The following is a 14,334-nucleotide window of genomic DNA, read 5'->3' as shown; positions in this document are numbered from 1 at the left end:
ATTAAAATTTTGTAAATTCATCTCTCATAGCTTTAACTTCTTCAATAATTGAATCAACATCTAGAACCATTTCCATCATACCAATTTGCTCATCATATACATCAGCATCTACTGATTCTTTGAATTCTGGTTCTACTGCATGATATACTTTAAGTCCCAACGGAACTCCTGCTAATGGACCTGCGAAAGTTGGGTCTCCTGCTGTAACTGTCTCAGCTGCTAATCCTGCTGATTCAGCTTCTGCACCACCGATTAATACGATCATATTTTCTGCACCGTATTTTTCAGTTAAATCTTTAACCCTTTTTTGATTTTCTAAGTCCATTGCGCCTGCAGCCGTTCAGACAAAACATTCTGTTGCTGAAAATACTACTTCTGCAGGAGTGGTCTTTATACATTCTTCCATAGCTGGTCCTGGTATACCATCTCTGTCTCCAATAATGATAACTTTTGAGTTTTCATTAAAAATTGACATCTAGCCACTTCCTTTCTTTGTTATATTCTTTAATCTTTTGTATTATATTTTAATTTTTTTGCATATATTTTTATATAAAATTAGAAACCTTTTGCTGACATTTTATTAAAACCAACTTCATTAGTTGCACCTGTAATAGCTTGGATCTCAACTGTGATTGTACCATCAGCTGCTAAACTTCCATCAAATCCACCAGCTATAATGTCAACATAATCTAAAGTCCCGATTACTTTGTCCATCTTTGGTAATACAATGATTTCATTAGCATTACCACCTGTAACTACTGCATTAGCTGAAGGATCAGCATCTGCTAGAGATTGGCTGGCACCATCTCTACCTGCATATTCGTCAGTAATTATTACAGTATCAATGCCTTTTGCTTCTATTTTCTTAGTGTTCATTATAAGGTCAGTATCTGGGTTACCGAAACCTTCTTGTGAAACTATAACTCCATCAAGTCCTAGATATTCAGCAAGTTTTGCTGTCCAGTTTGATGATCTTTCTTTATCAGCTAAATAAACGTTTTCATTTGTGATTATAACACCTACAAAGTTAAGCGTTTTTCCGTGTTGAGCTAGAAGATCATGAATAACTGGGTTATTCATTTGATGGTAAGTTGTATTCTTATCACAAGCAGATACACAGTTACCACTTACAATTGCACCATCCATAATTTCTGTTGGATACATTATAGTTGGTACAATTTGCTTAGCATCTACTCCATATACATAAGTGTCATGAAGTAATCCTTGTGTTTGAAGCATTTGAACATATCCAACCTTTGGAAGATTAGGATATTTTTCAATTCCTTTTAAGAATGGGTCTACTTCATATACTTCTACTGTATCTGGTGTTAATAATTTTGCGGTTTCTGCAAGATAAGCTGCTGCTTTAAATCCTGCGAATCTTACTGCTCTCTCATGATCGTGTTGCTTTAATCCTTCTACAGGTTCACATTTTAATACTAAGTTAATTGTTTTAGAGAATGGAGTAAAATCTGCTCCAGGTCCTGTCATGTCCACAATACCTTCTTGGAAACCAACGATTTTACCAGTTGTCATAACAACACAACCTTTTAATACATTGGTTTTTCCTGAACCTACAACATCAACCTTTGATAATATTCCTGGGAATACACCTCCTGGACCTTCCACTTTAACTCTTGGTTCTACTACGTCCTTAACAGGTGTAATTCTAACACTTTCACCAGGTTTTGCAATATCTACGTCTACTGATGTAAGGTGCTCATCTTCTTTAATTAAACTGATTAACTCTTCTTTGTTAACAGTTAGCACCCCATTTTCAATTTTGGTTTCATTACCAAATTGAACATCTTTAATTAGCACATGGCCTAATTCCAGACGCATAAATTCACCTCCTCTTATTTTAGCAAGTATCTATATCTCAATTCTGGGCTCAAGGCCCAGAATTAAAACCTTAATTAATTAAATATATTTTTTAATTAATTCTTCAACTGATTCTTTTGTAGCTTCATCAGCTACTACTGCATCTATTCTTTCTCCACCTTTGTAGATAGCGATTACAGGTAATCCCATAACCTTTTGTCCAATTGCAAGTCTTCTTGCTTTTGTAATATCCAATGATGTAAATTTGATTTTATCACCATATTGTTCTTCATAAGCGTGAACATGTGGCATAAGTGCTTTACATGGTTCACATGTTGGTCCCCAGTAATCTACTAATACATATCCTTCTGCTTGTAATACTTCTGCTTCAAAATTGTCCTTATTAAGTTCTAACATTTATTATACCTCCTAATATTATTTTTAAGCATTACTAGTCTGCCATTATTTATTAGTCTTCAAAATGCTCGTTTATATATTTTTCAGCTTGAACAGCAGCTATAGCTCCATCTGCAGTAGCTGTAACTACTTGTCTAAGTGATTTAACTCTGTTATCTCCAGCAGCAAAAATTCCAGGTATATTAGTCTTCATATCATCATCAGTTTTTATATACCCATTTTCCATATTAATTATTCCATCAAATAATTTTGTTGCTGGATTATATCCTACGAATACGAATACTCCAAATGTACCGTCGTCTTCATCTGCAAATATTTCTGTTTCTTCATTAGTTTTAACATTTTTAACTATCATTGATTCAAGTATACCATCACCTTTTAATTCAGTGATAACTGAATCCCACATGAAATTCATTTTTTCATTTTTAAATGCTTTTTCTTGAATTGATTTGGCTGCTCTTAACTCATCTCTTCTATGAACGATAGTTACTTTTCTAGCAAATTTTGTCAAATACATAGCTTCTTCAACTGCTGAATCTCCTCCACCTACTACAAACACTTCTAAGTCTTCGAAGAAAGCAGCATCACATGTAGCACAGTAAGAAACTCCTCTGCCAGTTAATTCCTTTTCTCCTGGACATCCTATTGGTCTTGGAGTTGCACCTGTTGCAATAATAACTGTTTTTGCTTGATATTCTTCTTTTGCACCTTTTAAAACCTTAATTTTGCCTTCTAGTTCTACGGATTTGATTTCATCAATTATTCTTTTTGCACCAAATTCATTAACTTGATCTACCATTCTAGCTATTAAAGATGGTCCGCTAGCATGCTCTATAGAACCTGGATAGTTAGCAACTTCGTCAGTTGTCTTTATTTGTCCACCTTCGCCTTCTTTTTCGATAATCAAAGTATTAAGTCTTGCTCTTGATGCATATAGACCTGCTGCTAAACCTGCTGGACCTGCTCCTATGATTATTACATCATAAATCATTTGTCTTCCTCCCTTGAAAATATTTTTTTATGTAGTTCTCTAATATGGCATTTTTGCCAAATTATATTGATAATATTCCATTTTAAAATATTATTCATTTTCATTGAAGAACTAGTATAATTTTTATCAATTACATAAATCTAATTATAAACTCAACGATTTAAGAAAATCAATATAAAATTTAAATATTTGTAGTAGCTTAAAATAATTCTTTTAATTATTTAAGAATAAAAAAAACAGAATAAATAGGTCTAAGTAGGCCTACTTACTCTGTTCATTTACCTGAGAGATTCTCCAATATTTGGATTGCTCCTTCGGTGCTTTTCGCTTTCCAGAGTTCTGTCACAATACGGTCCTTTTGCCTGAGAGTTTCATTGTGGATCGGCTACCCATCAACTTGTTCCTTCGGCGCCATATAACATGGTCTCTTCCGCATTAGTCATCCAGATAATGTAATATTTTGATACTTTTTTCACAGTTCATTAACATTATAATATATAAAATATAATTATACAACCCCTTTTTATATTAATATTTTTTATATATTCCTAGGCTTTGTTTTATAGTTATCAAGTACATATAATGCTATATTAGAGCAGTGATCTGATACTCTTTCTAGATTAGATATAGCATCTAAAAATATTATTCCGGGTCCTGTTGAACATAAACCTTTATTTAATCTATCTATATGATTAGTTCTATTTTTTGTTTCCAATGCATCCACTTCATCTTCTATAACTAAAACTTCCTTAGCTAAAGCTTCGCCATTTGTCTTAAATGCTTCCATTGCCTTCTGAAATCCCTGCTGACACTTACCAAATATCTCATGTAGCTCATCTATAGCTTCCTCTGTAAATTGAAGATTACCCTCCATTCTTTCTTCGGCAAGTTCAATTATATTTTCAGCATGGTCTCCAACTCTCTCTATATCATTTATATTATTGAAGAATACATTGACCTGATTATGTTCTTCATCTGATAATGGTGCATTTGAAAGTCTTACTAGATAATCAGTTATTTCTCTTTGCAACTTATTTATTTTTTGTTCCTGCTCTAGTGCTGGTTCTATTTCATCATATTTCCCTTCCACAAAGGCTCTTCGGGCTTTTCCTAAGTTATCCTCTACATAACTACCCATTCTAGCGATTTCTTTTCTTACTTGACCTAATGCTATAGAAGGAGTTTCTATGATTCTGAAATCAAGGAATTTTGCTTCCTGTCCTTCTAGCTTATCATCCCCTGGAACTATAGCTTTAGCTGCCTTAACTAGTAGTCCAGCAAAAGGCAATTGAATTAATACATTTATTAGATTAAATAAAGTATGAGCATTAGCTATTTGCCTTTGAACATCATTTGGAGACAATTTAGTTACTATATTTTGAATTGGTGTCTTTAAAACAGTCATAAATATAATTGTACCAACTAAATTAAATAAAAAATGTATGATAGCTGCTCTTTTTGCTGTCTTATTTGCCCCAACTGACGATATCATAGCAGTTGTAGTTGTACCAATATTGTCACCGAAAAGGATTGGAAAAGCAACATTAATATTTAGTAAGCCTTGCCCAGCTAATGCTTGCAATAAACCTATAGAGGCACTACTGCTTTGAACAATAGTTGTAAGACCTAAACCTACTAACATAGCAAGAACAGGATTTTCTAAACTAACCATAATATTACTAAAGGCTGGTAAATCAGCTAAAGGTTTCAATCCACTCCCCATCATATCCATACCAATAAATAATATACCAAACCCAATAAGTATTTCAGCCATGTTTTTAGCTTTTTTCTTGGAAGTTGCAATCCAAATTCCCACGCCTATAGCTACTGCTAAGGGTGCATAATCTGTTAAATTAAATGCAATCAACTGGGCAGTTATAGTTGTACCTATATTTGCACCCATAATAACACCAACTGCTTGATATAAAGACATAAGACCTGCATTAACAAATCCTATTACCATAACTGTAGTAGCAGAACTACTTTGAACAACCATAGTCACCAATGTACCAACTATAACACCCATTAATCTATTGTTAGTAAGTACTTCTATCAATTTCTTTAGTTTTTCACCTGCAGCTTTTTGAAGACCTGTTCCCATTAAGTTCATTCCATATAAAAATAATCCAAGTCCACCAAGTACTGGTAGTGCTATATCCATAATTAACCTCCTAGACAAATTTATTGACCTATTTATTCTTTTGTTGAACTATTTATTCTAAATACATAATATCATATTTTATTCAATTATTATCATCAAATAAAATATTATTCTATATTGGGAAAATCTAACTGTCTTAAAGCTTCATACAATATAATATTAACTGAATTTGCTAAATTTAGTGATCTCGCTATATTGCTCTTCATTGGTATTCTAATACCCTTATGGAGATTCCCATCTAGTATTTCATTAGATAATCCCTTTGTTTCCTTTCCAAATACAAAGAAAGATTCATCCTTATAGCAATTTTCAGCATAATTATTTTTTGCTTTAGTAGTAGCATAATAAAATTCACCATTAGGGTACTTTTCCAATACTTCAAAAAAACTATTATAATAATGTATTTCTACTAAATTCCAATAATCAAGTCCTGCCCTTTTAAGAGCTTTGTCATCTACAGAAAATCCTAAAGGTCTTACTAAATGAAGCACTGTCCCTGTAAGGGCACAAGTTCTAGCAATATTTCCTGTATTTGAGGGTATCTCTGGTTCTACAAGTACTATATGTAGTGCCATAATTAAGTCACCATCTCCTATTCTAATACAAATTTCTCTATTACTTTAGCTACACCATCTTCATCATTTGAGTCTGTAATATAGTCTGCTTCTTTCTTTATGAATTTATCACCATTTCCCATAGCCACACCTAATCCTGCAAATGTCAACATCGATAAATCATTCTCGCTATCTCCAATAGCTATAACTTCTTCCGGCATGATTTTGAGTCTATTGCATAACTCCCTTAAAGCCTCTCCCTTAGACACATTTAAGCCCATAGCTTCTATGTTATTAGCCCAGGAACTAGAAGTACCTATATTTCCTAACTTGTCTAAATCCATTCTTAAATCTTGAAGTTTCGCTCTATTATCATCAATAAATAAGAACTTATATACATTTAAATCCTTTAGTTTGATTATTTCCTCTATATCTTGAAATACCTTTATATCTATAATGGTATTTCCATTGCCTTCATTATAAAATTGAAGCACTTCATCAACCTTAACATGAGAATAAAATCTAGACTCATCATAGAAATGATAATAGATATTTTTCTTCATAGCAAGATTTACTATTTCTTTAACTAAACTATTATCTATAGGCTTTTTATATATAATATTAGCATTCTCATCTACAATTATCGCTCCATTACATGCAACTATCGGATTTTTTAAATTCAAAGACCTAGAGTATGATAAAGCTGATTTTAATACTCTTCCCGTTGATAAAACAATGTGAGTACCTTTGTTTTTTGCCTTTTCTATTATTACTTTTGTTCTTTCCGATACCTGATTATTACTATTTAAAAGTGTACCATCCATATCTATAGCAACTAATTTATATTTCATTTTTCTCACTCCTCAACTACTTAATATAGCATAAAAAATAAAATAATAAAATACAAATTTAAATAATAACAACTTTTATTGTTATTTTATATCAAAATCTCCTTTGATGTTAATAAAGAATTTCTATATGAAATAGCTTTTCTGAAATTTATTTATATAAAATTCTTTTTAAAATATTAAAAACAAGCTAGAGCTTGCCTATAATTATAAAAAACCCTTTCTATTAATTAAATAAAAAGGATTTTTCACTTTATTATAATTATTACAATGCAGTTAAATAAATTGCATCAGTATATTTATTTTTTCTATAACAACTTTTATATTATATGCAAATTCTATATTTTCCTTTGTTATGACCTCTTCTGGACTTCCTATGCCAACAATTTGTCCTTCATTTAACATAATTACCTCATCAGAGTATCTAGATGCTAGATTTATATCATGGATTACAACCACTATAGTAGTTCCTTTCTCTCTATTTAATTTTCTCAAAAGGTTTAATATCTCTATTTGATGATTTATATCTAAGTGAGAAGTTGGCTCATCTAAAAGGATAATAGAAGGATTTTGGGCTAAAGCTTTAGCTATGATAACTCGTTGTCGTTCGCCACCAGAAAGCTCTGTAATAATTCTATTTTTTAGATGAAATGTATTAGTCATCTCTAAGGCTTCCTTTACAATTTCATAATCATTATTATCCTCTCTTTGAAATCTTCCCTTATATGGATGCCTACCCATTAATACTATATCTTCTACGGTAAATTCATAATCAATAATGGTATTTTGTGGTACCAATGCAATTTTCTTAGCTAATTCTTTAGCCTTTATCATGTTAATATCAACACTTTCTACAACTATCTCTCCTCCTTTTGGAGTATATATCCGATTGAGATTTTTTAAAAGTGTTGATTTTCCAGAGCCATTGGGTCCTATTATACTTATAAATTTCCCCTTTTCTATACTAAAGGATACATCCTTTAGTATTAGATCTTTTGCATATCCAAATTTTAAGTTTTTCACTTCTAATGCATACATGGTAACACTCCATTCAATTGACAACTAACAGTTAACGATTAACGATTGAAATCATTAATCTTTTAATTGATTTTTGTTCTTTGTTAATTGTGATTTGTTAATTGATTTTCACTATCTTTTACTCTTCCTAAGTAAATATAAAAAAAATGGTCCTCCAAATAAAGCCGTTATAATGCCTACTGGAATTTCAACAGGTGAGATAATCGTTCTTGCTATTGTATCTGCTGATACCATAAATATTCCGCCCACAAATGCTGATGCAGGAAGAATTATTCTATTATCAGGTCCAAGTATAATCCTCACTATATGAGGAATTATAAGTCCTACAAATCCTATAATTCCTGCTATAGATACTACCATGGAAACCATAAAAGTTCCCAATATTAATATATATATTTTTGTTTTCTCTACGTCTACTCCTAAACTTTGAGCTGACTCCTCTCCAGTCAGCATAATATTTAAATCTCTTGCAAAAAAATTTATAAAAATCATTGAAATAATTACAGGAATTGATATCTTAATTAAAGGCTCCCACCCCTTACCTGCTAAACTACCTAAGGTCCAATATATAATCTTTGCCATATCTTTACTATATATAACCATTAGAAAGGACATTATAGCTGTTAAAAATTGGCCTATGGCAATACCTGCTAGAAGTAAGGTTGTAACTGGAACCTTGTTCTTTATTCTAGCAATATTATATACTGTAAATACTGCTGCCAAGGCACCTATAAAGGCAAAAATCGAAATAGTGGATATATTTATAAATGCTATATTAACTCCTAATATTATTGCAATACTTGCACCAAGGGCTGCTCCCGATGATATGCCTATTACATAAGGATCAGCCATTGGATTTTTAAATATTCCTTGAAATGCAGTACCAGCCATAGATAAACTAGCACCGACTAAAATCCCCAATAACACTCTAGGAAGTCTTATTGACCAGATTATAGTTTGATAAGATTTCTCTATATCTGAAACATCTATATATTTTTTATAATAGGTAGTTTTGAGCCTACAATCCTAAAGGTATCTATAGAACTAATATTGGCAGTACCTATTACTGCGAAAAAACCTATTGATAATATTAATACTAAGAACAACACTATTAGGATAAAACCATATTTATCCTTATTTATGCTTTTTTTCATTAAAATCCCAACTTTACTTAAATAATTCTGGATGAATAGCCTTTGCCACTAATTCCAATGCTTCAATTATTCTTGGTCCAGGTCTAGACACTACATTTGCTTCATTACCTTCAAATACATATACTCTGTCATCTTTTATAGCCGATATAGCCTCGAATCCTGGTCTCATCTTTATAGATTCAATAGTTTTATCTGGCATATCTTGAGATGCTAAATAGACTTCTGGGTCTTTTTCAATTAATTTTTCTAAATCGTATTGAGGATAAGCTATTTCTACACCCTTTTCATCTTTTTCATCTGCTGCAATATTTATTCCACCTGACAATGTTATAAGCTCGTTCATGAAGGAACCTTTACCAGCTGCCTGTAGTGGATCATGCCATATTTCATAAAATACTCTCACTTCTTCTTGCCCCTTTATTTTTTCCAATATATCGTTTTTCTTATTATTCATAGCTTCAACAAGTTCTTTTGCTTCTTTATTCTTTCCTGTTACTTTTCCAACGGTTTCAATATCTTCCATCACAGCATCTATGGTTTCGGGCATAAATCCAAGAACTTTAATCCCAGCATCTTTTAATACCTTATTATCTTCCTTATTGCCAGCACCGTATACCAATACTAGGTCTGGATTTAACTCTATAATTTTCTCTAAATTAGTAGCCGTAAAATCCCCTACTATTTCTTTTGTCTTAGCTTCTTCTGGATAATCACAATAAGATGTCACCCCTACAATTCTATCTCCTAAGCCTAAGGCAAATAAAACCTCTGTGTTATTTGGTGCTAATGATACTATTTTCATAGGTTCTTTTTCCATAGTAACCTTATTACCAAAGTTATCTTCTATTTCTATTGGGAATTCTTGAGTTTTTTCTCCTACATCTTTGTTTTGTGATTCTACACCTTCTACTTTTAATCCTTCATTTGAATCCTTCTTTGGTGTACATCCAACAATTGTAAATGCTATTAGCATTAATGATAAAAATAATGCGATATTTCTAAACTTCTTCATTTTTTACCTCCCGTTTTTTCTTTTAGTTATAAAGATAAATAAAAAAACTTATGCCTTTTATAAAGGATAAGTTTATAATCTATCTCATCCCTCCCTCCGAGGCTTAAATATAGGCAGGTATCCTGACTCATGGATCATCCTAATCCCAGCACCTTCCCAGTTTCCCAGTGGCTTTTGCTGGTTTCGTACCCAATCACAGTAGCGGGGGCTGTAGTGGTATCTCACCACTTTCCCTTTTAAGTTCCATTGATATGGAACACCTATAAATCTATTCTTTTGTAAAATAATAATATCAAATTAAAATTTATATTTCAAGGGGTTATCCTCAAATATAAATCCGTCTTTATCGATAATTGCCATAAATACCTTTGGCTTTTTTACCTCAGTAGGACTTATATCTAATTTAATATCTAAATTATTATTACCTGCAACCATTACTAAGTATCTATTGTATGATAGATTTATTGCTTGAACCCTATTATCGTTAATATTCATATACTGACTGGATATCTCATTGGATATTGAAGTCCTAATATTTATCTTGTTACAGTTATCGACTAAAATAATATATACCTTTTCTACTTCTCTGTCTTTAAATTCCCTAGTTATAGGTTTGCTTAGAATTGATGATAGATAATCCTTTGACTTATATAAAATTTCTGTATGATTTCCTTCTAATATTATATTATTTCCGCCCAAATATCCTAATGTGCTAGCTGTAGTTACAGTACCATCTCCATAATTTGTTTTAAATGCCTCTATAGGCTTTCCATCTTCCCATTTGATTTTTTCTTTTCCCTTTAGTTCTACTATAAATTCTTTATTTGTATAAATCCCTTTTCCACTTATAATAAATAATTTATCTTCATTTATAGATTCCTTTTCTAATGTATTTAAAAATGAATTATTTATAGACATATTTTCTACGGAAATTTCTTTTTTTACTCCTTTGTCTTTCCAAAATAAATAATTTCCATATCTATAACTTGGCAATAAATCCTTAGCAACAGGAAATATGTTTCTTAAAGCCTCTATATAATTTATTTTTTCAAACAAATAATAATAAAGTATAAAGCCAAGCTTTAGTCCATTGTAAAGAATATTATCCTCTATTTTCGGATAGGGAAGCTTTCCTCCACTCCAGAAGCAATACGCATCTACACTTCCTAAATTCGGAGTTCCTAACATAATTAGCTTATCAATATAGGAAGGATTAAAATAATTAATATATGCCCTCCCTAACAGTCCCCCTAAACTATGGCCGATGAGTATTACTTTTCTCGCACCTGTCTTCAATTTTAATTTTTCTATATTAGGAACTAGATACCTATCTACTGCCTCCAATACAGGGATTTTCCAATTATAATAGCAAATAAATAAGTTTTCTCCTTCTTCATAACCCATAGAGTTTAATATTTCAATAAATGGTCTATAAACCCTTTCTGCCAATCCAAAAGAAAAATCCCCAGTCCCCTTTATTATATCATCACCCATAGAACCAAAAAGTCCTGGTATAAAAACAATAGGATAGTCCATGTTTATTCTCCTTTCTGCTTTTATATCAGGATATTCAATTTACTTATATGGTGTTATTCATTTCTAATTTCAATAGTTTATCTTTTAGTTCAGCTCCACTAGCAAAGCCTACTAAATTTCCATTGGAACCTATAACCCTGTGACACGGAACTATAATAGCTATTGGATTTTTATTTAATGCCCCACCAACTGCCCTCGGTCCTTTAGGACACCCGATTTTTTCAGCAAGTTCCTTATATGTTCTTGTCTCTCCATAGGTATATTTAATAATTCCTTCCACACGCTTTCTTGGAAAGGAGTTCCCTTAAAGGAAATTGGCATAGTAAATTCCTTTAATTCTCCCTCTAGGTATTTAATTATTTCCTCATGATAATTATAGTCTTTTTCCTCTACCTTAATAGGAGTATCATAGTATCTTTCTATATATTTAAGGTTGTCCTCTTCTTGAAAGGAAAGAGCTATTATTCCTTTTTCAGTAAAATATACTGTTAATTTTCCTATGGGTGATTCAAATGAGTAATATTTAGGGCTCATATTTACCTCTCCTTATTTCTTGTTGTTTATTCTTGCTAAAAAATTCTTTAATATCGATATTTATTGTATTTCCTAATATCACTTTCCATTTTGAATGATATAAAGTGATTACTCCTATTATAACATATGAATATAAAAGTTACTTTTATATTCTCTAAAAGTAACTTTTATTGTATTTCTTGTTCTATTTATAACTGACTTGTCCACTACATCTCCTTCACTAATCTCCATTGTTCTCTAGCCATATCGTTTAATGCAGGATTCATCCTTGTGGAAGCAAGGTTTAAACATGTATTAAACCAAGATAAAGCTTCTTCTTTTTCGCTTAACCTTCTTGATAATTCTCCTATTAAATAAGATAGCTTACTATCATCCATATTTGTACCTGACAAGGACTCTGTATTATATGCTTCTATAAACTGGTCTCTAGCTAATTTTAAAAATCTAACTTCTTCATTTTTTTCTTCCTTTAGACGATATAGCCAACCTAAACTTAAGCAAATATTTCCTTGTTCCAATTTTTTAGCTTTAAGTAATGTTCCAGCAAGTAATGCTAATTTATAGGATTCTATTGCCTCGTCTAAATCTCTTATTCCACCAAAGTCTCTTTTATTCCACCTTGATGATATGTTATCTATAATTATTCCAATTTGATCTTTTTTTATATCATTGAATTTATTTTCGGATGCAGCATATCCACAGTTAGGACATACGAATATACTATATTTTATGGGATTTTCAGCACTATAATGATTTAAAAAATCCTCATCTCTTTTTAAAAGCCTTAGTCTAGATGTCTTTACTTTTTTAGTCGAAAATTCTTTTTTACAGATTGGGCACTCTACCTTTTTGTCAAATAGTTCACTTTGTTCTGTCAATTTGCAACTCACCTTTCTATTATATCTTTTTCTTCTTCTATTATAGTACTAGCTGGTAAGGCAGGCCCAACTTTATATATATAATCTTTTTTCCTATAATGATCTACAGTAATCTGTGTTCTAGATACTACTTTCCCATTTTTTATTATAGATTTATAAGTCTTAACTTTATATCCTGTTCTGCCTTTTTGTATATCTATTGTAGTACCTGGTGATAATTTTGCATCATATATTTTTTCAGTTTTAGGAGGAATCGTTTCAATAATCTCTGGAGTTATCTTTACATTATAATTTTTTGTCTTTGTATCTCCATATATATATATATTAACTCTGTCTCCCACTACTTTTGCATAAGTATATATTGGAAAATCAAAATCATTCCTGAATTTCAAATCCAAATAACCATATGACACTGCAGCATCTTGGCCATAAGGAACATAACTTGCTGGTATAGAATGAGGATGACGTTCAAGTATAGTAAGATCTGCAAGTAATAAGGAATTATACATCGTAGTTGATGTCTGGCAAACTCCTCCTCCAAGACCTGGCGTTAATTCTCCTCCTATGATCACATTCGCTTCTTTATAACCAGATTGGGCAGACCTAGGTCCAGTTGTATTATTATATGAAAATTCTTCTCCTGGTAAAATTAATTTATTACTAATTGCTTTAGATGATAATTTAATATTTTGTATTCTTCCACTGCTACTTCCCTTAAAAGAAGTAGAGAATTCTCCTATTACCCCATTTATTCTAGATAGTAGGCTTTTTTTAACTCGTGGTTGTATATCTTCTACGGGAATTTCTATGTCTTTTAATTCATAAATATTTTCATCTATTTTTGCAATTAATTTATCTGTTAATACTCTCTTCCCTACGGTTTCATCTGTTACAGTGATTTTACCGTTATTGAAATTGAGAACTGCGTCTACAGCTTCCTTATTTATTTCTTGGGAAATGTTTTTTGCCACCTCTTCTAACTTAGTACTTTCATAAAAGAATTCAAGTGGTATTTCTACTCCAGATTTAATCTTGGCTATATCCCTCAATCTTTTAATGAAATTTCCTTCCCTGCCTAGCTGAAATGCTATATTAACTGCTTCATCATATTTATATGAAAATCCTAATTGTCTTAATCTAATCTTATATATATTTTCATTATATATTAAATTCATAGACTTCTTCTGGATTTCTGCTTCTTTTTTCTCTTTTATATACTCTAAGGCTTGTTTCATCGTTTTATTACTTACATCATATCCATCTATCCTTACGCCTTTATAGATGGTATCTATATTTAGGATATTCTTGTAAATATAAGTCCCAGATCCTAGAACTATAGCTAATACTATTACAGTAACAAATAATAAAATCAATACACCTTTTTTCATTT

At 31.3% G+C, this 14,334-nt stretch carries 16 protein-coding genes and 2 riboswitches; all 16 genes read right to left on the bottom strand.

The window, feature by feature from the left end; genetic code table 11:
* Position 1: 1 nt before the first annotated feature.
* A complete protein-coding gene (gene grdA / locus CIW83_RS08760) occupies positions 2-475 on the bottom strand; it encodes a glycine/sarcosine/betaine reductase complex selenoprotein A (RefSeq protein ID WP_094900466.1) in 474 nt (157 codons plus the stop codon).
* An 80-nt stretch (positions 476-555) separates the two neighbouring features.
* Entirely contained in the window at positions 556-1,842 is a 1,287-nt protein-coding gene (locus tag CIW83_RS08755; protein WP_094900465.1) for a glycine/sarcosine/betaine reductase component B subunit, read from the bottom strand.
* A gap of 78 nt (positions 1,843-1,920) precedes the next feature.
* On the bottom strand, positions 1,921-2,238 hold the full coding sequence (locus CIW83_RS08750) for a co-chaperone YbbN (protein ID WP_094900464.1): 318 nt from the start codon (positions 2,236-2,238) through the stop codon (positions 1,921-1,923).
* A gap of 52 nt (positions 2,239-2,290) precedes the next feature.
* Positions 2,291-3,229, bottom strand: a complete 939-nt coding sequence (gene trxB / locus CIW83_RS08745) for a thioredoxin-disulfide reductase (protein ID WP_094900463.1) — start codon at positions 3,227-3,229, stop codon at positions 2,291-2,293.
* Between the two features lie 340 nt (positions 3,230-3,569).
* Positions 3,570-3,672, bottom strand: a riboswitch (glycine riboswitch).
* 95 nt (positions 3,673-3,767) lie between these two features.
* Positions 3,768-5,390, bottom strand: coding sequence for a Na/Pi cotransporter family protein (locus tag CIW83_RS08740; RefSeq protein WP_094900462.1), 1,623 nt, complete (start codon positions 5,388-5,390; stop codon positions 3,768-3,770).
* A gap of 107 nt (positions 5,391-5,497) precedes the next feature.
* Positions 5,498-5,965 (bottom strand): tRNA (cytidine(34)-2'-O)-methyltransferase, encoded by a 468-nt coding sequence (locus CIW83_RS08735; protein WP_094900461.1) that lies wholly within the window; start codon positions 5,963-5,965, stop codon positions 5,498-5,500.
* A gap of 17 nt (positions 5,966-5,982) precedes the next feature.
* Positions 5,983-6,795: a Cof-type HAD-IIB family hydrolase gene (locus CIW83_RS08730; RefSeq protein WP_094900460.1), complete on the bottom strand. Its 813-nt coding sequence runs from the start codon at positions 6,793-6,795 to the stop codon at positions 5,983-5,985.
* A 273-nt stretch (positions 6,796-7,068) separates the two neighbouring features.
* Entirely contained in the window at positions 7,069-7,830 is a 762-nt protein-coding gene (locus tag CIW83_RS08725; protein WP_094900459.1) for an ABC transporter ATP-binding protein, read from the bottom strand.
* Between the two features lie 111 nt (positions 7,831-7,941).
* A complete protein-coding gene (locus CIW83_RS08720; RefSeq protein WP_235601273.1) occupies positions 7,942-8,751 on the bottom strand; it encodes an iron ABC transporter permease in 810 nt (269 codons plus the stop codon).
* Between the two features lie 65 nt (positions 8,752-8,816).
* Entirely contained in the window at positions 8,817-8,984 is a 168-nt protein-coding gene (locus CIW83_RS22785; RefSeq protein ID WP_201259748.1) for a hypothetical protein, read from the bottom strand.
* A 13-nt stretch (positions 8,985-8,997) separates the two neighbouring features.
* Positions 8,998-9,996 (bottom strand): ABC transporter substrate-binding protein, encoded by a 999-nt coding sequence (locus tag CIW83_RS08715; RefSeq protein ID WP_094900458.1) that lies wholly within the window; start codon positions 9,994-9,996, stop codon positions 8,998-9,000.
* A 94-nt stretch (positions 9,997-10,090) separates the two neighbouring features.
* A riboswitch (cobalamin riboswitch) is annotated at positions 10,091-10,275 on the bottom strand.
* 18 nt (positions 10,276-10,293) lie between these two features.
* On the bottom strand, positions 10,294-11,532 hold the full coding sequence (locus tag CIW83_RS08710) for a triacylglycerol lipase (protein ID WP_094900457.1): 1,239 nt from the start codon (positions 11,530-11,532) through the stop codon (positions 10,294-10,296).
* 43 nt (positions 11,533-11,575) lie between these two features.
* Complete coding sequence (locus CIW83_RS22780; RefSeq protein ID WP_201259747.1) at positions 11,576-11,812, bottom strand: methylated-DNA--[protein]-cysteine S-methyltransferase; 237 nt, start codon at positions 11,810-11,812, stop codon at positions 11,576-11,578.
* Entirely contained in the window at positions 11,707-12,066 is a 360-nt protein-coding gene (locus CIW83_RS24850; protein ID WP_201259746.1) for a hypothetical protein, read from the bottom strand. The genes CIW83_RS22780 and CIW83_RS24850 overlap by 106 nt, the downstream gene beginning before the upstream one ends.
* Before the next feature lie 206 nt (positions 12,067-12,272).
* A complete protein-coding gene (locus tag CIW83_RS08700) occupies positions 12,273-12,944 on the bottom strand; it encodes a DUF2225 domain-containing protein (protein ID WP_094900456.1) in 672 nt (223 codons plus the stop codon).
* Between the two features lie 8 nt (positions 12,945-12,952).
* Positions 12,953-14,332, bottom strand: a complete 1,380-nt coding sequence (locus tag CIW83_RS08695) for a VanW family protein (RefSeq protein WP_094900455.1) — start codon at positions 14,330-14,332, stop codon at positions 12,953-12,955.
* Positions 14,333-14,334: the final 2 nt, after the last annotated feature.

Source organism: Tissierella sp. P1 (assembly GCF_002266425.1).
In the GTDB taxonomy this organism is placed as follows: domain Bacteria; phylum Bacillota; class Clostridia; order Tissierellales; family Tissierellaceae; genus Tissierella; species Tissierella carlieri.
Note: the sequence above shows the minus strand (reverse complement) of the source record. Positions and strands in the feature narration are given on the sequence as shown.

Bases quoted from the DNA above. Each gene is read 5' to 3' on its own strand.
- CIW83_RS08715 (WP_094900458.1), bottom strand. From the start codon at position 9,996: ATGAAGAAGTTTAGAAATATCGCATTATTTTTATCATTAATGCTAATA.
- CIW83_RS08740 (WP_094900462.1), bottom strand. From the start codon at position 5,390: ATGGATATAGCACTACCAGTACTTGGTGGACTTGGATTATTTTTATAT.
- CIW83_RS08755 (WP_094900465.1), bottom strand. From the start codon at position 1,842: ATGCGTCTGGAATTAGGCCATGTGCTAATTAAAGATGTTCAATTTGGT.
- CIW83_RS08735 (WP_094900461.1), bottom strand. From the start codon at position 5,965: ATGGCACTACATATAGTACTTGTAGAACCAGAGATACCCTCAAATACA.
- trxB (WP_094900463.1), bottom strand. From the start codon at position 3,229: ATGATTTATGATGTAATAATCATAGGAGCAGGTCCAGCAGGTTTAGCA.
- CIW83_RS22785 (WP_201259748.1), bottom strand. From the start codon at position 8,984: ATGAAAAAAAGCATAAATAAGGATAAATATGGTTTTATCCTAATAGTG.
- CIW83_RS08710 (WP_094900457.1), bottom strand. From the start codon at position 11,532: ATGGACTATCCTATTGTTTTTATACCAGGACTTTTTGGTTCTATGGGT.
- CIW83_RS24850 (WP_201259746.1), bottom strand. From the start codon at position 12,066: ATGAGCCCTAAATATTACTCATTTGAATCACCCATAGGAAAATTAACA.
- CIW83_RS08695 (WP_094900455.1), bottom strand. From the start codon at position 14,332: ATGAAAAAAGGTGTATTGATTTTATTATTTGTTACTGTAATAGTATTA.
- CIW83_RS08725 (WP_094900459.1), bottom strand. From the start codon at position 7,830: ATGTATGCATTAGAAGTGAAAAACTTAAAATTTGGATATGCAAAAGAT.
- CIW83_RS08750 (WP_094900464.1), bottom strand. From the start codon at position 2,238: ATGTTAGAACTTAATAAGGACAATTTTGAAGCAGAAGTATTACAAGCA.
- CIW83_RS08730 (WP_094900460.1), bottom strand. From the start codon at position 6,795: ATGAAATATAAATTAGTTGCTATAGATATGGATGGTACACTTTTAAAT.